Source organism: Burkholderia sp. MSMB1826 (assembly GCF_001526325.1).
Taxonomy (GTDB): Bacteria; Pseudomonadota; Gammaproteobacteria; order Burkholderiales; family Burkholderiaceae; genus Burkholderia.
Genome location: NZ_LOYN01000015.1, coordinates 20,820 through 40,467 on the forward strand (window position 1 = coordinate 20,820; position 19,648 = coordinate 40,467).

The window sequence follows — 19,648 nt, forward strand, 5'->3', positions numbered from 1 at the left end:
CCACGAGAAGTTCTGCGCGCTCCGAGCGTCACGCAACAGTGCGGCCAGTTCGGCGCGGTCGATGTCGACCGTCGTCAGGCCCTTCGTTCCTGCGTAGCGCGTCGATCGGCAGCGTTTGCCGGCCCGAAAGCCGCTCGCAGCCCGACTCGCAGCGCATGACATGGGCGCTGCGAGTCCATGTCCCGGACGAACTGGACTGCCGTGCCAATCCGACTGCTGCGTGGGCCGATACAGCGTGTCGCTCTGTGTCGCTCTATTTGACACCCTGCCACGCTGCCCGTTCGCTCGCCGCGCGGCGCGGCGGCAGTGTGCGCGGCACCAGCCTCGTCACCAGCACCGAGCCGACCACCAGCAGCCCCGCGACCACCGTGAGACCGGCATAGGGCGCGCCGGTCCGCGCAAACAGGGCGCCGACCAGCCACGAACCGAACGCGCCGCCGAGCGAACCCAGCATGCTGATGACCGCGATGCCCGCTGCCGCCGCCCGGCCGGTCAGCTGGGCAGCCGGAATCGTCCAGAACACGATCGGCACGGTGAACGCGCACAGCTGCGCGATCGCAAGCAAGGTCACGGTGAGCCAGACATGGCCGACGGCGAAGCGCAGGAACAGCAGAGCGCACGCGGTGACGAGCATGCAGGCCACCGTATGCCACCGGCGCTCACCGTAGCGATCGGAGCTCCATGCGATCGCCACGTTGCCGATCATCGTGAACACGGAAATCAGTCCGGACAACCAACCGATTCCGGCGACGCCCGTCACCCCGGCCGCCTTCAGCACCGTCGGAGACCAGAACGTCACCGTGCCCATCCCGACGTAGACGCAGAAATAGATCGCCGCAAGCCCCAGCACGCGCGCGCTGCGGACAATGTCGAGAACGCCAACCGGGCCATGGCCGATTACGGCCGAGGCCCGCTCCGCGTCAAGGTCGCGCAGGAGCGCCTGGCGGTCCGACGGCGATAGCCATGCCGCCTGTTCCGGCCGGTCGCTCAGCATCAGCGGCGCAACCAGCCCGAGCGCGATGGCCGGCACCCCCTCGATCAGAAACAGCCACTGCCATCCGCGCAACGTCATCGCGTCCTGCATGTGCGCCATGATCCAGCCGGACAGCGGCCCGCCGATCATCCCCGCGACCGGAACGGCGAGCAGCAGCACGCTGTTGACACGGGCGCGCACCGTATCCGGAAACCAGTACGACAGGTACAGGATCAGGCCCGGAAAGAAGCCGGCCTCGGCGGCGCCGAGCAGAAAACGCACCACGTACAGCGACGCGCTGCCGGTCACGAACATCTGCGCGACCGTGCAGAGGCCCCACAGCACCATGATTCGCATGAGCGTGCGGCTCGCGCCGATACGCGCCAGCAGCAGATTGCTCGGCACCTCGAATGCGGCGTAACTGATGAAGAAGATGGCCGCCGCGGAGCCGAATGCGGCTTCGCTCAAGCCGAGATCCTGCAGGAACTGCAGCTTGGCGAATCCGATGTTGACGCGATCGACGAAGTTGACGACGTAGCAGAGGAACAGAAACGGAATCACGCGCAGCGCGATCCGACGATACAAGAAGGCAGGGGGTGACTCGGACATGGACCGCTCCCGGTATGTGGAAATGGGTCGGCCGTCGCTTGCGTTGCCGAGGGGCGGCGCAATCGATGCCGCTGGAACACGTTGCGCGCGCGCGAGCAAGCGAAGCGCTGCCGGATAATTATATAAATCCCGCCATTCGGAATTTATCGGTAGTTAACACGAGAGAAGCCGCGGGGCGCAGGGCGCGCGATGCCGCCATGATACGAATCCGTCAGTTTCGTAAGAAACGCCGAAAATATTTGATCACCCGAACCTCTTTCCCTCGTGCAAGGCATCGCACGACACCCTATGTAAACCCCATCACAAAAATAAATATAATTCCTTATAATGAGATTTACAAAAAAATAGACTCCCGAGGATCGCGAGCGCCTCCCGCCGTGCTTTTTTCTGGATATGATCGTCGGGGGGACTGGCTGCGTTGCACGGCACCTTCGGAAGCCATCCAGGCGAACCGCGCGCATGGCGCGAGCCCGCTGCCCGCGCCTGGCAGCATGAGCCGGCCTCGGCCGGCGTCGAACTTGAGACGGGATGCATTAGCCACGCCATGAACCTGCACGCTGAAACACTGTGCTTCTCTGATGTGTTCCTCCATTCCCAGGCAATCGTGAACTGGTCGCAGCACTACGACCAGATCAGTCCGGGCACGGCCACGACCACGTTGCGCCAGGTCGCCGGCCAGCGCTTTCACGTCTTTCGCGAACGCATCAACCAGCGCGTGATGCAGCACGGACTCGCGCCGCGCGGCCGGCTCTGCTTCGCATTGCCGATCGCCAGCGCGGTTGCGCCGGTGGTCCAGGGCCGCACCGTCGAGCGTCCGAGCCTGCTGACCCTGCGCGGCGGCGAGGAGTTCGTCGCGCACCTTCCGAGCGACACCGAAGTGCTCGCCTTCACGATCGATCGCACCCTCACCGCCGATCGCGAGGTCGACGAACTCGCGCACCTGCCGGCGCGCATCCTGCAACAGCCGGTACTCCCCATCGCGCCCGCGCGTTACCGCGATGCGCTGGACGGCCTCGAGCAGGTGCTCTGCCAGGCGCTCGACCGCGATTCGCTCACGGCGCGCGATGCGTTCGACGAACGCGTGCTCGCGCACAGCGTCGTCGGTATCCTGCTCGACCTCGTGCAGACCGACTCGTCGGATGCCGGTGCGCTGCCGTCGGCATCGACGCAAAGCTACATCGTGCGCCGCAGCCAGGAGATCGCGCTCGACAGCGACGACGTGCCGACCGTCATCGATCTCTGCCACCACCTGCGCATCAGCCGCCGCACCCTGCAATACAGCTTCCAGAACGTCGTCGGCACGACGCCGACGGCCTACCTCCGCTCGATCCGGCTGAACGCGGTGCGCCGCTTCCTGATGACGACGCCCGAGACGATGCGCATCGGCGACGCGGCGGCGCAATTCGGCTTCTGCCACTTCGGGCGCTTCTCCGCGTACTACCAGCAACATTTCCACGAGCTGCCGTCGCATACGCCGCGCCTGAGCTGAGTCCGCGCGCACCCGCCGTGACGCCGCATCCGGGTAATCCCCTGCCACTCGACGCGCGCGGATTGCCGATAGCGGACAACGCCCGGTTTTTCGGCACCGTAAATTGGGTCGTCGGCCTGCTTCGCGGTGCGTTGCACCGGGCGGCCGTCCAAGCGCACACCGGTGGCGCCGGCGGACGTCAGCCTCCAGGGCCGGTTCGTCAGGATCGGCCCGCGGCACCGGGAAATTGATCAGACATGCCGGTGTCGATTCCTGATGGACGATCCGGTCAGCGGGACTACTCATGAACGAATCGTCATCCCGGTCCGACGCGGGGCTCAGCAGGAACGCGGTCGGACTCTCCCACATCGTCTTCTTCGTCGTCGCCGCGGCCGCGCCGCTCACCGCGATGGTCGGCGCGACGCCCGCGGCATTCTCGCTCGGCAACGGCCCGGGCGTGCCCGGCGTATTCGTGCTGGCCGGCATCATGTACCTGATCTTCAGCATCGGTTATGCCGCGATGAGCCGCCACATCTCCAATGCCGGCGCCTTCTACGCGTACATCGCGAACGGGCTCGGACGTCCGGCCGGCGTGGGCGGCGCGTTCGTCGCGATCGTCGCGTACAACGCGGTGCAGATCGCGATCTACTGCATGTTCGGCTTCTTCCTGAACGACAGCATCCAGCGGCATTACGGCGTCGACGTGCCGTGGTGGGCGTTCGCGCTTGCGTGCGTCGTCGCCGTGCACGTCTGCGGCGCGCGGCGCATCGAGTTCAGCGGCCGGCTGCTCGGCATGCTGATGATCGGCGAGATCGCGATCGTCATGCTGCTCGATCTCGCGATCGTCGTGCACGGCGCGAGCGCCGGCGGCTTCAGCGCGAAACCGTTCAGCCCCGCGATGGTGTTCGCGCCTGGGCTCGGCACCGCGCTCGTGTTCGTGCTCGGCTCGTACATGGGTTTCGAGGCGACGGCGATCTTCTCCGAGGAGGCGCGCGACCCGAAGCGCACGATTCCGCGCGCCACCTATCTGGCGGTGATCCTCATCATGGCGTTCTACGCGCTGTCGTCGTGGGCGATCGTCGAAGCCTGGGGCGAGAGCGGGATCGCCGCGCAGGCCGCGCGCGATCCGGCCAATCTCTGGTTTGCCGTCAGCGGCCGGCTGCTCGGCGGCATCGCGACGGACGCGATGAACGTCCTGCTCGTCACGAGCCTCTTCGCGGCCATCCTGTCGTTCCACAATACGATCACGCGCTATTTCTACGCGATGGGCCGCGAACGCGTGCTGTGGCGCAAGCTCGGCCATACGTGCCCCGTGCATCGCTGCCCGGACGTCGCCGGCAAGGTGCAGACGCTGATCGCGCTCGCGGCCATCGCAGGCTCGGCGGCCTTTCGCCTCGACCCGTTCGCGGTCGTGTTCTCGTGGATGAGTGCGCTGGCCACGATCGGCATCATCGCGGTGCAGATCCTGGTGGCGGCCTCGGTGATCGCGTTCTTCGCGCGCGACCATCGGGACGCCGGCGTCGTGCACCGCCTGATCGCGCCGCTCGTCAGCGTGATCGCGCTCGGCGCCTGCCTCGTGCTGGTCGTGCGCAACCTGTCCGTGCTGAGCGGATCGGATTCGACCTTCGTCGCGATGTTTCCGTATTTCCTGGTCGCCGTCGGCGCGCTCGGCATCCGTGCCGCGCTGCGGCTGAAGCGCAGCGATCCCGACCTGTACCGCGCACTCGGACGCGCCGTCCAGTAGCCGCCGCCCGGACGGTGCCGCGCCGCACCGTCGTCTCGTTACGCGTTCCCCGAGGATGTCCCGCCGCCGACGCGATCTGCGATGCGTCGCGCCGGCGCGGGTATTCCCTATTCCGGGCGCGCGGCAACGATTGCCGATAGCGGACAAGACGCACGCTTTCGTCGACATACAGTGAATGCGACGTCGAAACCGGACCGTGGCGGCTGCCATCGCTCATCCGTTCGGTCCGACGATTCGCCCCTGGGAAACACGGACACCATGATGAAAATTCAGAATCTGATCGCCGGCAGGCATTGCGACGCAGCGGCCGGCCGCACCTTCGACAAGCTGGCGCCCGCGACCGGCGACCGCATCGCCGCCGTGCCCGCGTCCACTGCCGAGGACGTCGATCGCGCGGTGCGTGCCGCGCACGCCGCACTGCACGACGACGCGTGGGCACGCGCGGGCGGCCCGGCCCGAGCCCGCTGGCTGCTTCGGCTGGCCGACCTGGTCGAGCGCAACGGCGATGCGCTGACGGAACTGCTCGCCGTCGAACAGGGACGTCCGCTTGCCGAGATGCGCATGATGGACCTGCCGATGTGCGTCGACACGCTGCGCTACTTCGCCGGCTGGGCCGACAAGCTCGAGGGCCGCACGATTCCGACCGACGGCTTCATGGGCCGCCCGACGCTCAGCTACACGCGGCGTGCGCCGGTGGGCGTCGCCGGTCAGATCATCCCGTGGAACGCGCCGTTAATGATCGCCGCGTGGAAGCTCGCGCCGGCGCTCGCGGCCGGCTGTCCGGTGGTGATCAAGCCGTCGGAGGACGCACCGCTGGCCGTCGCCCGGCTCGGCGAGCTCGTCTGCGAAGCCGGCATGCCGGCCGGGGTCGTGAACATCGTCCACGGCGTGGGCGCGGAAGTCGGCGCTGCGCTGGTCGCGCACCCGCTCGTGAGCAAGGTCAGCTTTACCGGCAGCACCGAAGTCGGCCGCGCGATCGCCGGCGTCGCGGCGAAGACCTTCAAGCGCGTCACGCTCGAACTCGGCGGAAAAGCCGCGCAGATCGTCTTCGCGGATGCCGATCTCGACCGCGCGATTCCGTCGCTGATGGCCGGCATGTTCGCGAACCAGGGGCAGACGTGCGCGGCCGGCTCGCGCGTGCTCGCGCACCGCTCGATCGCGCACGCGCTCGAAGAGCGGCTCGCCGACGCGGCCCGCGCGATCCGGGTCGGTCCGCCTTCGGAGCCCGGCGTGCAGATGGGCGCGCTCATCAACCCGCGTCACCTCGCGCGCGTCCGCGCGCTGGTCGACGGCGCACTCGCCGAAGGGGCCGTCCTGCTGGCCGGCGACGAACAGGTGCCGCCGCGCGGCTGCTTCATGCGTCCGACGATCCTGGGCGGCGTCCAGCCGGGCATGCGGATCGCCCGCGACGAAGTGTTCGGCCCGGTCGGCATGGTCATGCCGTTCGAGACCGAGGACGACGCCGTTCGCATCGCCAACGACACGCCGTTCGGCCTGTCCGCTTCGATCTGGACGCAGGACGTCGGCACCGCGCACCGCGTCGCCGAGCGGCTCGACGTCGGCGCCGTCGCGATCAATGCGTGGAGCCCGATCGACGCACGCCTGCCGTGGGGCGGCACCAAGCAAAGCGGGATCGGACGCGACCTGTCGAAGGCCGCGCTCGATTCGTACCTCGAGGAAAAGATCGTCACCGCCGCCCTGTGACCCCGCGACGCACACCGCGCCGCCTCCTGTTCAAGCACTTCGTAAGAGAGACGAGACACACCATGGACTATCAAAAGCGTCAAAAACGATTCTGGCATCCGATGAGCTCGGCGGCCGCTGGCCATACGACCCCCACCGTCGTCATCGCGCGCGGCGACGGCAACTACGTGTACGACGTCGACGGCCACCGCATGCTCGACGGCGTAGGCGGACTGTGGAACGTCAACGTCGGCCACAACCGGCCGGAAGTGAAAAGCGCGATCGCCCGACAGATGGACGAGCTGTCGTACTACCAGACCTTCGACGGCGTCGCCCATCCGCGCGTCTACGATCTGGCCGACCGCCTGTGCGCGATGTTCGCGCAGGAAGACATGCAACGGGTGATGTTCGGCAGCGGCGGATCCGACGCGATCGAGACCGCGCTCAAGATGGCGCGCCAGTACTGGGTCGCCGCGGGTGAACCGTCGCGCACGAAATTCCTGTCGCTGCGCAACGGCTATCACGGCGTGCACATGGGCGGCACGTCGATCGGCGGCAACGGCGTCTACCATTACAATCACGGCCCGCTGCTGCCCGGCTGCGTGCTGCTCGACACGCCGTGGCTCTATCGCAACCCGTGGAATTGCGACGATCCGCGGCAACTCGTCGAGCACTGCATCCGGCAGCTCGAGGAAACGATCGCGTTCCACGGTCCGCAGACCATTGCCGCGTTCGTCGCCGAACCGGTGCAGGGCGCCGGCGGCCTGATCGTCCCGCCGGCCGACTACTGGGCGCGCGTGCGCGCCGTCTGCGACCGCAACGGCATCCTGCTGATCGCGGACGAAGTCGTCACCGGTTTCGGCCGCACCGGCAACCTGCTCGGCAGCCGCGGCTGGGGCGTCGCCGCCGACATCCTGTGCGTCGCCAAAGGCATTTCCGCCGGGTACGTCCCACTCGGCGCGACGCTGTACAACGGGCGTATCGCCGACGCGATCGAACACGGCGCAGGCTTCTCGCACGTGGTCATGCACGGCTATACGTACAGCGGGCATCCGCTCGCGTGCGCCGCGTCGCTCGCCGTGCTCGACATCGTCGAGGCCGAGGATCTGCCGGGCAATGCGGCGCGGGTCGGCCAGCGCCTGCTCGAGCAATTGCTGCCGCTGAAGGCCGACTTCGAGACCGTCGGCGACGTACGCGGCAAGGGGCTGATGCTGGCGCTCGACCTGGTGACCGACAAGGCCAGCCGCACGCCGCTCGATCCCGGCAAAGGATTTGCTGCCCGCGTGGCCGATGCCGCGCGCCGGCGCGGTGTGCTGGTGCGGGCGATCGCGAACAAGATCGTGATGTCGCCGCCGTTGACGCTGCGGCAGGACGAAGCCGACTTCATCGCTGTGACCCTGCGCGAAGCGCTGCAGGAGTGCTGCGCGGATTCGCTCGCGATCGCCTGACCGCCCGAAACAGCCCGGCGCACGGACTTTTCGTCGAAGGTTCGTGCGCATCGCCATCCGGCCTCGGTTCGACGAAGACCGGTGCGGAACGTCGAAATGAATGACCGGCGTCCCGCCTGTCGCAGTGTCGTTTCACAGGAAGACAAATCAAATGGAACACCCGGCCATTGCATTCACGGTAGAGAAATATCCGCTCGCGCTTCGGCTGCTGCACTGGGTCAGGGCTATCCTGATCGGCGCGCAGCTCTGGACCGGCTGGACGATGGTCCGGCTCGACGACAACCTGCCGGCCAAGTTCGACTGGTACTACCCGACGCACAAGGAATTCGGCGTGCTCACGCTGCTGGTGGTCGTCACGCAACTGGCGATTCGCTCGATGAAGCCGCTCCCGCCGCTGCCTTCCACGCTGCCGACGCTCGACCGCAAGCTCGCCAAGGTCGGTCATTACCTACTGTACGCGCTGGCGATCGTCGTGCCGCTGATGGGCTATTCGATGTCCAGCACGTATACGCAGAGCGACGGCGTGCCGTTCTTCTTTTTCCGCGTACCCGAGCTGCTGCCCAAGAACGACCACTGGTTCGAAGCGTTTCAGTGGCTGCATCGGACGCTCGCTTACACGTTGCTCGCGCTCATCGTGCTGCATGTACTTGGCGCGCTGAAGCACCGCTTCTTCGACCGCAACCCGGAAAACGACGTGCTGCGGCGGATGCTGTAACGCCGACGCCACGCGGAACCTCGTTCCCGGCGAGGCTCCGCATTCGGTCCGCTCGATCGCAGCGGACCGATTTTCTTCCCGATTCATATTTCGTTTTACTAATGATAAACGGACACGCGGCGCGCGTCCGGTGCCACCGCGCACTGTCGGAAACCGCGTCGTTTCGCGTGGGCCGCCCACACCTGGAGATCGACGATGAAGAAAATGATGGCGGCCGTATTGGCCGCGAGCGCCATGGGTTTCGGCCTGACGGCCCATGCGCAAAGCACCGTGACGCTGTACGGCCTGATCGACGAAGGCATCAATTTCACGAGCAACGCGGGCGGCAGCAAGGCTTACCAGATGGTCAGCGGCGATACCGTCGGCAGCAACTGGGGGCTGAAAGGAACTGAGGACCTCGGCGGCGGCCTGAGAGCGCTGTTCCAGCTCGAGAACGGCTTCAACGCGAGCACCGGCGCGCTCGGCGTGGCGTCGCGGATGTTCGGCAGGCAGGCCTACGTCGGGCTCGATTCCGACCGGTTCGGCACGCTCACGTTCGGCCGCCAGTACGATCCCACGCTCGACATGTGGAGCCCTTTCACGGCCACCGGCAACTGGCTCGGCGACTTCGGCGCGCACCCGTACGACAACGACAACGCCGACTGGGACTACCGCATCCAGAACAGCGTCAAGTACGTTTCGCCCGCGTACGCGGGCTTCAAGGGCGAAGTGCTCTACGGGCTCGCGAACCAGGCGGGCGGCTTTGCGCGAAACCGTGTCTACAGCGCGGCCGTGCAGTACCAGATGGGCGCGTTCTCCGCCGCCGTCGCCTACCTGAAGGCAACAAACGGCGGCGCGACCGCGGGCGGCGCGCTGTCGAGCGACGACACGGTATTCAGCGGCCGCTCGCAGCAGAACACCGAGGCCGGCGCTTCGTACAAGTTCAGCGACAAGCTGACGGTGTCCGCCGCGTATTCGCACGTGGACGTGACCAACCCCGAATCGAATCTCTACTTCGCGAATCAGCCGGCGGCAGGCTCGCAGAACGCGTGGAAATTCGACAACTTCGAGGTCAACGGCCAGTATTTCTTCCGGCCGGACCTCTGGCTCGGCGCCGCCTATACCTACACGCACGCGCATGTCGCGACGGCGGCGGCCGATGCGTCGCCGAGCTGGCACCAGGTGTCGATGATGTTCGACTACGATTTCAGCAAGCGGACCTCGACGTACATCCAGGGCGCGTACCAGCATGCAACCGGCAATACCGGCACCGATTTCGACTACGCGCACGTGCTCGGCACGGCCGGGCAGTCGTCGGGCCGCAACCAGCTGGCGTTGCGCGTCGGGATGATGCACCGCTTCTGAACCCGGCGAAAAAACACGGGCTCGCACGGCGTACGCGGCAGCCCGTGTCTTCCCGTACCGTCAGAACTGATGCCGCACCCCGAGCCGAACCGCCGTCTGCGTCGAGCCGGACGCCGCCCCGCCGAGCGCCGCTTCGACCTGCGCGCCGTACGCACTGTCGTGCCCGCGTGCGAATACCGCGTAGAGGCCGGTACGTTTCGACAGCGAATAGTCGGCGCTCAACGTGATCTGGTTGGCCGAACCGATGTCGCCGCCGCGCTGCTGATACTGAAAACCGCCGCCGAGCTGCAACGACGGCGTGACGGCATAGATCAATCCGGCGTCGTAAGTCGTGGCCCGCCGCGACGCGGCGGCACTGATTCGTACGTCCGACACCATGCCGAAGACGCGGAACGGCCCGACGTTGTAGCCTGCCCCGCCCGAGAAATTGCGCAGATTGCCGCCGGCAGCCACGTCGTGCTGGCCGAAATAGGCGAGCGCGGCGCTGAACGCCCCTTGCGTGTACGACAGCATCGCGCTTTGCACGCTGCTGCGCGCAACCGTGCCGGGCACGTTGCCGAACCCCCACATGCCGCCGAACGCCACCCCGCCGAATGTCGGGCTCACGTACTTCACCGCATTGTTTACCTGGACACCCCACACGCGGTTGTCGAGCGCGCCGCCGGCCGACGCATTCGTCGGCAAGCCCCACGCGAGCAGGCCGGCCGGCGTATTCGCGCCGACCGCGAAGGCCGGCATGAGATCGCCGACGAAATCGAACTGCCGCCCGAGCGTCACGGTCCCCCAGTCGCCGCCGAGCCCGACGTACGCTTGCGAACTGAACGCGGAGCCCGGCACGGTCAGCGCACCGTCGGAGGTCTGGAACTGGCTCTCCAGTCGAAAGACCGCGAAGTTGGCGCCGCCGAGATCCTCCCTGCCCGTCAGGCCCCACACGTCGTTGCGCGACACGCCGGCCTGCAAGGCGAGCTGACGCCCGCCGCGCGGGGCAGACGCCACGTCGCTCGTATAGGTCAGCCCCGTGTCCAGCGACCCGTAAAGCGTCACGCTCGATTGCGCAAACGCGGGCGCAACGGCACCGCAGCCGCACCATGCCACCATCCTGAACCACGCTTTCATCGTCTTCTCCTCATCGAATCGTCCCGGCCGATGCGCCCGTGAACCGACCGGCACGGCAGCAACATCGATCCGGCAAAATTTCACCCATTAGAATAGGAATCCATATCAATTTCGCCGGGGCGATCCACCCCGACGCGGTTCCGGTTGCCCCCTGCACGACTTACGTTAGACTACGGCCTGTCGCCCGCGGCGCCGCATCCCGTGCCGCAGGTCGGCAGCCCGAACCGCATTCGTCCGTCCGTTCCATTGCCGCAAGCCGTCTGAATCCCGGATCACGTCATGTCGAGCCTCACCAAAATGCTGTCCATCCTCGACGTCTTCTCTTCGTCCGCGACGTCGATGACCGCCGAGGAAATCGCCGAACACATGGGCTTTTCGCGCACCACGTGCTATCGCTACGTGAAGGAACTGGCTTCCGTCGGCCTGCTCGTCGGCAGCAACGGCCGCTATACGCTGGGCCCGCGCATCATCCATCTCGACTACAACATGCGGCAGTCGGACCCGACGCTCACCGCCGCGAAGCCCGTCATCCAGAAACTGGTTCAGGTCACCGGCGGCGATGCGCTCGTCTCGACGCTGTTCGACGAGCAGATCATCAACGTGATGCACGAAACCGGCGCCGAGAACCTGCAGTTGGGCTTCGGCCGCGGCCGCATCATGCCGCTGTTCCAGGGTGCCTCGTCGAAAGTGATCGTGGCCGCGATGTCGCGCGCGCGGCTCAAGCGCCTGCACGAACGGCACAACGCCGAGCTCGGCGAGTTCGCCGCCGACTGGACGCAGTTCTGGCGCACCTGCCAGCAGATCGTCGACGCGGGATACTGGATCTCGCGGGGCGAACTCGATGAAGGATTCGTCGGCATCGCCGCGCCGATTCGCACCGCCAGCAGCGGCGATGTCAACAGCAGCCTGTCGCTGATCTTCCGCGCCGAACATTTCGCACTGTTCGACGAACACGTCCTCGGTAAGCTCCTGATCGACGCCACCGCCCAGATCGGCGGCGCCACCTGAGCATTCGCTCGGCATCGCGAGCGAAGCCGCGCCCGATCGCCGACGCATACGCGGTCAGTTCATCTGCGTGATGAACTTGGTGACCAGATAGCCGTCGAACGTCTCCGTTCCGCCCTCGCTGCCGAAGCCGCTGTCCTTGACGCCGCCGAACGGGATCTCCGCCGGCCCCATGCCGAAGTGATTGATGTTGACCATGCCGGCCTCGAGCGCACGGCCTATTCGGTGCGCATCGCGCGCCGACGTCGTGAACGCGTACGACGCGAGGCCGAACGGCAAGCGATTGGCTTCGTCGAGCGCATCGTCGAGCGCATCGAACGGCACGATCCCGACGATCGGGCCGAACGGCTCTTCGTTCATCAGCCGCGTGTCGCGTGCCGGACCCAGCACGACCGTCGGCGCGAAGTAGTGCCCCGGTCCCGGCAAGCGCGTCCCGCCCGCGGCAATCTCCGCCCCTTTTGCCTTCGCGTCGGCGACGAAGGCGTCGATCGCGGATACGCGTCGCGCATGCGCGAGCGGTCCCATCGTGGTCGCCTCGTCCAGCCCATGGCCGACGCGAATCTTGCCGACCGCCTCGAGATACGCGACGACGAACCGTTCGAACACCGGGCGCTGCACGAAAAAACGCGTCGGCGATACGCACACCTGTCCGGCATTGCGAAACTTGTATGTGGCCAGCATCGTCGCGGCGCGCTCGATTTCGGCGTCCGCACAGACCAGCACCGGCGCATGCCCGCCCAGCTCCATGGTCATGCGCTTCATGTGCGACGCGGCGAGCGCCGCCAGTTGCTTGCCGACCGGTACCGATCCCGTAAACGAGATCTTGCGCACGAGCGGCGATTCGATCAGTTGCCGGGACACGTCGCCCGGCACGCCCCAGACGATGTTCAGGCAGCCCGCGGGCAATCCTGCATCGTGAAAGATGCGCGCGAGCGCGACGATCGCGCTCGGCGAATCCTCCGGCCCTTTCAGCACCAGCGTGCAGCCCGACCCAAGCGCGGCCGCGATCTTGTGCATCGCCTGGCTGAACGGAAAATTCCACGGCGAGAACGCCGCGCACACGCCGATCGGTTCCCGCAGCACCGTCTGCGCGACGTCCGGCGAGCGCGACGGCACGACGCGGCCGTACGTGCGACGCCCCTCCTCCGCATGCCATTCGAGTTGCTCGGCTGACGACACGACCTCGGCGATCGCCTCGCGCAGCGGCTTGCCCTGATCCATCGTGATGTGACGGCCGATTGCCTCGGCGCGCTCGCGCACCAGCGCGGCTGCCCGGCGCAGAATGTCCGAACGCGCGAGCGGCGACTCGCGGCGCCACGTCGCGAACGCACGATGCGCGGCGCGCACCGCGGCGTCGATATCATCCGGTGTCGCATGTGGCAGGTCGCCGAGCACGCTATCGGTTCCCGGATCGAGAACGGGTTGCGTGCGCCGGCCGTCGGCCTGAAGAAACCGGCCGTCGATGTACAGCCCGAGCGACGCGTAATCGCGGTGCATGTCAGGCGTCATGTGGGAAGTCAGGGGCGTAAACGGAATCAAGACGGATACCTCGGTAAAGACTGCACGATGGGCCGGACAGTGCGTCGATCGCATCACGCGGCCGGTGACGGTGCGCGCAGCAAGCCGCCGATTTCCTGTCGGAGGATCTGGTTGTCCTGCCGGACGAGCAGATGCCGGACCTTGCCGCGAAACGTCCTGAATTCGGGATCGGCCATCAGTACCGCGCGACGCCGAGCGCGATCGTCCAGCGACTCGAACGCCCACAGATAGACGAGCTGGTTCAGCGGTCCGATCTCCGTCGCGAAACAGCCGACCATCGTGCCGAGTGCGTGCTCCTGCGGCGCGCGACCGCATTCCGCATACAGCCGCAGATACTCGGCGACGCCGCCCGGCACCAGCGTGTAGGTGCGTTGCTCAACAAACATCCGCGGTCTCCCATTGTCGCGCTGCAAACGCCCGGAACGCGGCGGTCACGCCGGCCATGCCGACGGCGTCCGTCTGCGCTGCCACGTACCGGTCCGGACGGACGACGACGAGCGGTCCCGCGTGCCTGTCGAACCATTCGGCCATCGCGTTGTCGACGTCCTCGACGCACACGCTGCCGTGCGCGCTCGCGATGCGCTGCTCACGGCACGTTCCGCTGCGAGACCGTACGATCTGCACGAATTTCGCGCCCAGCGCGGTCCAGAACGCGCGATCGTCGTCGCTCAGGCACGCCTGTGGATCGCATCGCCAGCCGATGATCGAGAACCACGGGCCGAGCACGTCGTCGAGCTTGCGACGCGTGCCGTCGGCCGTTTCGACGTCGGGTTGGGCGATCATCCGCCCGACAGCGTCCGACGTACCCGCGACCACGATCCCGTGCGTATAGCTGGGCATCGGCTTGAAGCGCATCTGCAGCACGTAGTCCTTCAGACCCGGCGCATACCGTGCGAACGCGAGGAATCGGTCGCGCAGGAACGCGATCGGACGGCTGGTCGGCATCAGCATGGCGCCGAACGTGTCCGCGAGATCGATCATCGCCTTCGCGTGATCGCGGCGCTCCGACTCGTACGTCGCGATCACGCTCCGGTGCAACGTGCCGTTCACGACTCCCGCAAGCTTCCAGGCCAGATTGCCGACGTCACGCAGCCCCGCGTTCAGCCCCTGACCGATCCACGGCGGGCTCAGGTGCGCGGCGTCGCCGACGAGCGCCACCCGTCCGGTGACGAAACGTTCGGCCACACGAGAGTGATGCGTATAGGTGCGCGCCCGCACGATCTCGAGCCGCTCGACGTCGTCGACGTACGGTGCGATCAGCGCGCGAATCGACTCCGGTCGCGCGATCGCCTCTTCGTCCTCGTGCGGAAACACGAGAAATTCCCAGCGTCGATAGTTGAACGGCAGATAAATGCAGACGTTCGGGCGTCGCGGATCGCAGTTCAGTGCGGTACACGGCTGGTCGAGTTGCGCGTTCCTGACGTCGACCACCACCCACTTCATCGGATGCGTCGTCCCGGCCAGCTCGATGCCGAGCATCTCGCGCACAGGGCTACGCCCGCCGTCGGCTGCCACCACGTAGTCGGCGTCGAGTTCGTATTGCCGCCCGTCGGCCGCGCGCACCCGAAGCGTCACGCATTCTTCGTCCTGCGCCAGACCGACGACCTCTTCGCCCGTACGCAGCGACACATGGGAGTAGCGGGCCAGTGCATCGCGCAGCGTGCGTTCGGCCAGGTGCTGCATGAAGATGTTGCGGCGCCACCAGCCGAACTCGCGTATCGACGGACGGATGTCGGCGAAGCATTCGCCGTTCGCGTTGAACATTCGCAGCGGCACGTTCTGGATGATGTCGCGGCTCAGCTCGTCGGCCAGACCGGCCGTCTGAAACAGCCGCAGCGCCTCGTCGTCGATGCCGACCGCACGCGGAAATTCGACGATCTGCGGCGCCCGCTCGACGACGATCGTATCGACGCCGTACAGGCCGAGCAGGTTCGCCATCGCCACACCGTTCGGCCCCGCGCCGACGATCGCGACCGATGTCCGGTTCCGGTTGTTCGCTTTCATTCGCCCACGCCTCCCACGCGCCATGCAGCGTCGTCGAGACGATCGAGCCAGGTGCGCAGCGCGTGATTGAATGCATCCGGCTGATCGTCATGCACGTAATGCGTTGCCCCCGGAATGTCGATCCGCTCGATTTCCGCATTGGCGGCCGCCATTTCGGCCGCCACGTCCGCGGACAGGAAGTCCGAGTCGCCGCCGCGCAACAACAAGGTGGGCACGTGCAGATTGAGGATCGACGGCCACAGATGGACGAGCTGTTCAGGCGTCGCGGCCAGCCGTGCCGCGGCAATCCCTTGCGCATCGTGCCGCCATACGATCCGCCCCGGCTCGCTCTCTTTCAGCGAGTGCGCGACGCGCGAATCGAGCGCGGATTCCGCGATGTTCGGCCGCTGGCGTCGCCAGAACGCGCGCGCGTCGTCCCACGATGCGAACGCGTCCGGCGTGTCCTCCAACTCGCGCTTGATGCGCTCGGAACCCGGCGAGCCGGCCGACGCGCCGGGACCCATGTCCTCGATCACGAGACCCGCGAGCCGTTCCGGTTGCGCCGCGGCATAGACGAACGCATTGGCGCCGCCCATCGAGTGCCCGACCAGCACGAATCGTCGCAGGTCGAGCGCGCGCACCAGCGCGTCGAGATCGCGCACGTAGGCCGGCGCATAGTAGTCCCGCCGCGGATCCCAGTCGCTCAACCCGCGCCCGCGCTGATCGAGCGCGACGACCCGATAGCGGTCGGCCAGCGCGGCGGCGACGGGCGCCCAGGTATGCGCGTAACTGCGCAAGCCGTGCAGCATCACCACGGCCGGCGCATCGTCGTGCCCCCAGCTCACGTAGTGCAGCCTCAGTCCATCGTTGCCGACCCATCCATCCTTGGCGGATGCCGTGTTCATCATCTGCTCCTCGACCGGCATGCGCGATCAGACGAGACCGTCGCGACCGACGATCTCGCTCGCCTTCAGGCCGCCGAGACGTGCGTGCAACCGGCCGCGCGTCGCGAACGCGAAGATCACCAGCACTTCGTCGTCGTTGGGCGCATCGGGAAACAGGCACGTCACCGTGTCGTAGTGCGAGCGCACGTAGAGCGCATCCTTGTGCGCGAGCGGCACGTCGATCACCGTATTGATCGGGCCGCGCTTGCCGCTCGACGGCACCCACGATTTGCCGCCGCCCAACGCGGCCCGGATCGGCTCCGCGAAGATCGACGTGAGGAACGCGTTGCCGTGTTCGTATTCGCCGGCCGAACCGACCAGGCAGGCCTTGCCGTAGCTCTCGATCGCCCGCCCGGCGGCCAGCGACTCGATGCGCCGCGCGAACTCCTTGCCGAGCGCGGGCGACGGACGCACGAGGTCGTCGAGGTTTTCGCTGAATCGCCCCGCATACGGGTTGTGAACGGCCGCGGCGATCACGATCTTGCGCAGCGGCTCGCCATCCGCGAGCTGGCCGGTTTCGTTCGCGAGCGAATCCTCGATCTGCGTGTACCACTTGCGGATGTGAAAGCCTTCGAAATTGGCGGTCTTGCTCATTTGCATTCCTATATAAAACGTCGATGGTGCGGATTGAAAGGCGGCTCGTCAGTCGAACAATGGTTCGAGCTGGACGGGATCGCTCGGCGCGTTGTATCGATGCAGCACGCGCTTGCCCTCTTCGTCGTCCATGACGGTTTCGCAGAAGAATTCGAGCCGGTTGCCGTCCGGGTCCGTGAAATACACGCCGATCCCGACCTTGTGATCGGTGATCTTGACGATCGGCACGTCGCGGCGAATCAGCATGCCGTACAAGCGGCGCAGTTCGGTCAGGCCGCCTGCGATTTCGAGGCCGTAGTGCTGTAGGCCGATCGTGCCGAGTTCCGCATCGGACGCCGCCCGAATCAGCGCGATGTCGTGGTGCTTCTGGCCGAAGGACATGAACACCCACTGCTCGCCGCGCGCGGTTTCCGTCATGCCGAGCACGTCGGCGTACCAGGTGCTCGAACGGACAGGGTCCCGTACGAACAGCGACAGGTGCGTGCGCTGCACGCGCGGCGTCGGCAGCGGCAGGCCGCTCGCGTTCGCACGCTCGGCATGTTGCCGGATATCGGACGGTGTCATCGTTCGCTCCGCTCAGTGGGTCGATTGCGCGTGGGCGGCCAGCGGCGCCTCGAACGGGGTCCACGCAACCGCCGTGATCTCGCTGAAATCGCGCCATTCCTTGGTCCAGTTCCGGCCGCCGTCGCGCGAACGGAACAGGTGTCCGTACTTGGTGCCCGCATAGACGAGCGCCGGCTGGGCCGCATGCACCCCGAACGCCCAGAACGTGGAGTTCGGCGGCGTGTGCAGATCCGTCTCGCGCCACGCGTAGCCGCGATCGGTCGAGCGGTAGATGCGGCTGCGGGTGCCGGGCGTCCCGTCACCGATCGCCATCAGCAGGTCGCCTCCCGGCTGCGGCAGTTGCACGACGGTGCGCGTGTAGTACAGCCCGTCGAAGCGGTCGCGCGACAGCTTGCCGTCCCACGTCAGGCCGTCGTCCTCGCTCACGTACACCGCATTGACCGTCAGCAGCACCGTGGTCTTCGGCCGGCCTGGCCTCGCGGGCAGGATCGCGATCGCGTGAATGTCGCTGTTGCGGATCGCGGTGCCGGGACCGTCCACGCGCGTCCAGCTCGCACCGGCATCGCGGCTGCGCCACGCGCCGCCCTCCTCCACGCCGTACCAGACGTTGCGGGCGTCGTCCGGATCCACGCAGATCGTGAGCAGCCGCGGACGATTGACACCCGAGCAGAACTCCGGAAACTCGGGCGCCGTTCTCTCCCAGGTCACGCCCGCGTCGCTCGACTTGTAAAGCGCGGCGCGCGACGGCGCGCCGGTGCCCGCATAGAGCACCGCCGGATTCGCGGGGTCGATCGCGATGGACCAGACCGTCTGCCCGTTCAGCAGGTTCTCGGGCCGGAACCAGTGCGCGCCGCCATCGTCGCTGATGCACAACCCCGAATCGGCGCCGGCATAGACGCGCGACGGCGTCGCGGGATCCACCGCGAGCGCGCGCACGATGCCGTCGAACTCGATCGGTTCGGCGAGCCCGAGGCGATGCCAGGTGTTGCCGTCGTCGTTCGAGCGCAGGATGCCTTGCCCTGCGGTGGCGACCAGTACGGTTGCGGTCATGACATGCTCCTTGTGTCAGAGAAAAATGCCGCGCGTGAGCCCGCCGTCGCAGCCGATCGACTCGCCGGTGATCGAGCCGGACTTCGGCGACGCGAGAAACGCGACGATCCACCCCATCTCTTCCGGCTGCAGCACGCGGCGGATCGGCGTGACCTTCACGTAGTTGGCCTCGACTTCCGCGGCGGTGAGCCCCTGCTTCTGCGCTTCCTTCTCGTAGAGCTCGTGGATGTGCGGCGTCTCGACGACGCCCGGATGAATCGTGTTGACCGTGATGCCGAACGGGCCGAGCTGGTCGGACAGCGTCTTGGTCAGGTGCACGATCGCCACGTTGCGCATGCCGGACAGCTGCTTGCTGCCGCGCCCCGTCAGGCCGCCGACGTTGACGATCCGGCCGAAGCCGTTGCGCCGCATGTAGGGCGCGGCCGCCTTCGCGCAGCGCAGATAGCCGACCACCTTGATATCGATGTCCTGCAGCAGCCCCTGCGGATCGGCGTGTTCGAGCTCGGCCCGCACGAGGCCGCCCGGATGCGCGGCGCCGTTCAGCAGGATGTCGAGCCGGCCGAAGCGCTCGACGCTCGCGGCCATCGCCGCTTCGATCGACGCCATGTCGGTCGTGTCCACCGTGACGGGCAGGATTGCGCCGGCCGCGTTGCCCAGCGGCGCGAGCGCCGCGCGAATCTCGACGGCCGCCGCTTCGAGATGTTCCATGCGCCGCGCGGCGATTGCGACGTTGACGCCTTCGCGCGCCAGTTCGAGCGCGACCGCCTTGCCGATGCCCATGCTGCCGCCGGTGACGAATGCGGCTTTTCCGTGGAGTTGCAGATCCATAACGATGAAAGGTGAGAGTCTGAATTGGAGAAAGGGGCGGG

Annotated in this window: 17 protein-coding genes; 7 read left to right on the forward strand and 10 right to left on the reverse strand. The window is 66.9% G+C overall.

Translation table 11 applies throughout. The features are described from left to right. Nucleotides 1–253: 253 nt before the first annotated feature. Nucleotides 254–1,534 (reverse strand): MFS transporter, encoded by a 1,281-nt coding sequence (locus WS95_RS07095; RefSeq protein WP_257139632.1) that lies wholly within the window; start codon nucleotides 1,532–1,534, stop codon nucleotides 254–256. 592 nt (nucleotides 1,535–2,126) lie between these two features. Between WS95_RS07095 and WS95_RS07100 the strand changes: the two genes are divergently transcribed. The 6 genes from WS95_RS07100 to WS95_RS07125 all read left to right on the forward strand — a co-directional run bounded on the left by WS95_RS07100 (nucleotide 2,127) and on the right by WS95_RS07125 (nucleotide 9,984). Next, on the forward strand, nucleotides 2,127–3,071 hold the full coding sequence (locus WS95_RS07100; protein WP_059823010.1) for a helix-turn-helix domain-containing protein: 945 nt from the start codon (nucleotides 2,127–2,129) through the stop codon (nucleotides 3,069–3,071). 283 nt (nucleotides 3,072–3,354) lie between these two features. After that, a complete protein-coding gene (locus tag WS95_RS07105) occupies nucleotides 3,355–4,794 on the forward strand; it encodes an APC family permease (RefSeq protein ID WP_059823012.1) in 1,440 nt (479 codons plus the stop codon). Between the two features lie 258 nt (nucleotides 4,795–5,052). After that, complete coding sequence (locus WS95_RS07110; RefSeq protein ID WP_059823014.1) at nucleotides 5,053–6,498, forward strand: aldehyde dehydrogenase family protein; 1,446 nt, start codon at nucleotides 5,053–5,055, stop codon at nucleotides 6,496–6,498. A gap of 62 nt (nucleotides 6,499–6,560) precedes the next feature. After that, entirely contained in the window at nucleotides 6,561–7,925 is a 1,365-nt protein-coding gene (locus WS95_RS07115; RefSeq protein WP_059823015.1) for an aspartate aminotransferase family protein, read from the forward strand. 151 nt (nucleotides 7,926–8,076) lie between these two features. Continuing rightward, nucleotides 8,077–8,640 (forward strand): cytochrome b, encoded by a 564-nt coding sequence (locus WS95_RS07120; RefSeq protein WP_059823017.1) that lies wholly within the window; start codon nucleotides 8,077–8,079, stop codon nucleotides 8,638–8,640. Nucleotides 8,641–8,835: 195 nt separating this feature from the next. Next, on the forward strand, nucleotides 8,836–9,984 hold the full coding sequence (locus WS95_RS07125) for a porin (protein ID WP_059823018.1): 1,149 nt from the start codon (nucleotides 8,836–8,838) through the stop codon (nucleotides 9,982–9,984). 60 nt (nucleotides 9,985–10,044) lie between these two features. Here WS95_RS07125 and WS95_RS07130 read toward each other — a convergent pair whose 3' ends face one another. Next, nucleotides 10,045–11,100, reverse strand: coding sequence for a porin (locus WS95_RS07130; protein WP_059823020.1), 1,056 nt, complete (start codon nucleotides 11,098–11,100; stop codon nucleotides 10,045–10,047). Between the two features lie 279 nt (nucleotides 11,101–11,379). On the opposite strand from WS95_RS07130, the gene WS95_RS07135 reads away from it, so the two are divergent. Continuing rightward, complete coding sequence (locus tag WS95_RS07135) at nucleotides 11,380–12,108, forward strand: IclR family transcriptional regulator (RefSeq protein WP_059823022.1); 729 nt, start codon at nucleotides 11,380–11,382, stop codon at nucleotides 12,106–12,108. A gap of 54 nt (nucleotides 12,109–12,162) precedes the next feature. On the opposite strand, the gene WS95_RS07140 is transcribed toward WS95_RS07135, so the two are convergent. The 8 genes from WS95_RS07140 to WS95_RS07175 all read right to left on the reverse strand — a co-directional run bounded on the left by WS95_RS07140 (nucleotide 12,163) and on the right by WS95_RS07175 (nucleotide 19,607). Further along, complete coding sequence (locus tag WS95_RS07140) at nucleotides 12,163–13,614, reverse strand: NAD-dependent succinate-semialdehyde dehydrogenase (RefSeq protein ID WP_059823024.1); 1,452 nt, start codon at nucleotides 13,612–13,614, stop codon at nucleotides 12,163–12,165. Nucleotides 13,615–13,697: 83 nt separating this feature from the next. Next, nucleotides 13,698–14,030 carry an NIPSNAP family protein gene (locus WS95_RS07145; RefSeq protein WP_059823025.1) on the reverse strand — a complete coding sequence of 111 codons (333 nt, stop codon included), beginning with the start codon at nucleotides 14,028–14,030 and terminating at the stop codon, nucleotides 13,698–13,700. Continuing rightward, a complete protein-coding gene (locus WS95_RS07150) occupies nucleotides 14,020–15,648 on the reverse strand; it encodes a bifunctional 3-(3-hydroxy-phenyl)propionate/3-hydroxycinnamic acid hydroxylase (RefSeq protein WP_059823027.1) in 1,629 nt (542 codons plus the stop codon). Before WS95_RS07150 ends, WS95_RS07145 begins: the two co-directional genes overlap by 11 nt. Continuing rightward, entirely contained in the window at nucleotides 15,645–16,532 is an 888-nt protein-coding gene (locus tag WS95_RS07155) for an alpha/beta fold hydrolase (RefSeq protein WP_179950174.1), read from the reverse strand. Before WS95_RS07155 ends, WS95_RS07150 begins: the two co-directional genes overlap by 4 nt. 27 nt (nucleotides 16,533–16,559) lie before the next feature. Beyond that, on the reverse strand, nucleotides 16,560–17,165 hold the full coding sequence (locus WS95_RS07160) for an amino acid synthesis family protein (RefSeq protein ID WP_059823519.1): 606 nt from the start codon (nucleotides 17,163–17,165) through the stop codon (nucleotides 16,560–16,562). 48 nt (nucleotides 17,166–17,213) lie between these two features. Next, the gene (locus tag WS95_RS07165; protein ID WP_059823030.1) at nucleotides 17,214–17,729 is read right to left on the reverse strand and encodes a VOC family protein; all 516 of its coding nucleotides are present in this window, start codon (nucleotides 17,727–17,729) and stop codon (nucleotides 17,214–17,216) included. Between the two features lie 12 nt (nucleotides 17,730–17,741). Continuing rightward, nucleotides 17,742–18,779 carry a WD40/YVTN/BNR-like repeat-containing protein gene (locus WS95_RS07170; RefSeq protein WP_059823031.1) on the reverse strand — a complete coding sequence of 346 codons (1,038 nt, stop codon included), beginning with the start codon at nucleotides 18,777–18,779 and terminating at the stop codon, nucleotides 17,742–17,744. Between the two features lie 15 nt (nucleotides 18,780–18,794). Further along, nucleotides 18,795–19,607: an SDR family NAD(P)-dependent oxidoreductase gene (locus WS95_RS07175; protein ID WP_059823033.1), complete on the reverse strand. Its 813-nt coding sequence runs from the start codon at nucleotides 19,605–19,607 to the stop codon at nucleotides 18,795–18,797. Between the last annotated feature and the right edge of the window lie 41 nt (nucleotides 19,608–19,648).

Excerpts from the sequence above, each read along its gene's own strand:
- WS95_RS07100 (WP_059823010.1), top strand. The coding sequence starts at position 2,127 with ATGAACCTGCACGCTGAAACACTGTGCTTCTCTGATGTGTTCCTCCAT.
- WS95_RS07105 (WP_059823012.1), top strand. The coding sequence starts at position 3,355 with ATGAACGAATCGTCATCCCGGTCCGACGCGGGGCTCAGCAGGAACGCG.
- WS95_RS07110 (WP_059823014.1), top strand. The coding sequence starts at position 5,053 with ATGATGAAAATTCAGAATCTGATCGCCGGCAGGCATTGCGACGCAGCG.
- WS95_RS07115 (WP_059823015.1), top strand. The coding sequence starts at position 6,561 with ATGGACTATCAAAAGCGTCAAAAACGATTCTGGCATCCGATGAGCTCG.
- WS95_RS07120 (WP_059823017.1), top strand. The coding sequence starts at position 8,077 with ATGGAACACCCGGCCATTGCATTCACGGTAGAGAAATATCCGCTCGCG.
- WS95_RS07125 (WP_059823018.1), top strand. The coding sequence starts at position 8,836 with ATGAAGAAAATGATGGCGGCCGTATTGGCCGCGAGCGCCATGGGTTTC.
- WS95_RS07130 (WP_059823020.1), bottom strand. The coding sequence starts at position 11,100 with ATGAAAGCGTGGTTCAGGATGGTGGCATGGTGCGGCTGCGGTGCCGTT.
- WS95_RS07135 (WP_059823022.1), top strand. The coding sequence starts at position 11,380 with ATGTCGAGCCTCACCAAAATGCTGTCCATCCTCGACGTCTTCTCTTCG.
- WS95_RS07140 (WP_059823024.1), bottom strand. The coding sequence starts at position 13,614 with ATGACGCCTGACATGCACCGCGATTACGCGTCGCTCGGGCTGTACATC.
- WS95_RS07145 (WP_059823025.1), bottom strand. The coding sequence starts at position 14,030 with ATGTTTGTTGAGCAACGCACCTACACGCTGGTGCCGGGCGGCGTCGCC.
- WS95_RS07150 (WP_059823027.1), bottom strand. The coding sequence starts at position 15,648 with ATGAAAGCGAACAACCGGAACCGGACATCGGTCGCGATCGTCGGCGCG.
- WS95_RS07155 (WP_179950174.1), bottom strand. The coding sequence starts at position 16,532 with ATGAACACGGCATCCGCCAAGGATGGATGGGTCGGCAACGATGGACTG.
- WS95_RS07160 (WP_059823519.1), bottom strand. The coding sequence starts at position 17,165 with ATGAGCAAGACCGCCAATTTCGAAGGCTTTCACATCCGCAAGTGGTAC.
- WS95_RS07165 (WP_059823030.1), bottom strand. The coding sequence starts at position 17,729 with ATGACACCGTCCGATATCCGGCAACATGCCGAGCGTGCGAACGCGAGC.
- WS95_RS07170 (WP_059823031.1), bottom strand. The coding sequence starts at position 18,779 with ATGACCGCAACCGTACTGGTCGCCACCGCAGGGCAAGGCATCCTGCGC.
- WS95_RS07175 (WP_059823033.1), bottom strand. The coding sequence starts at position 19,607 with ATGGATCTGCAACTCCACGGAAAAGCCGCATTCGTCACCGGCGGCAGC.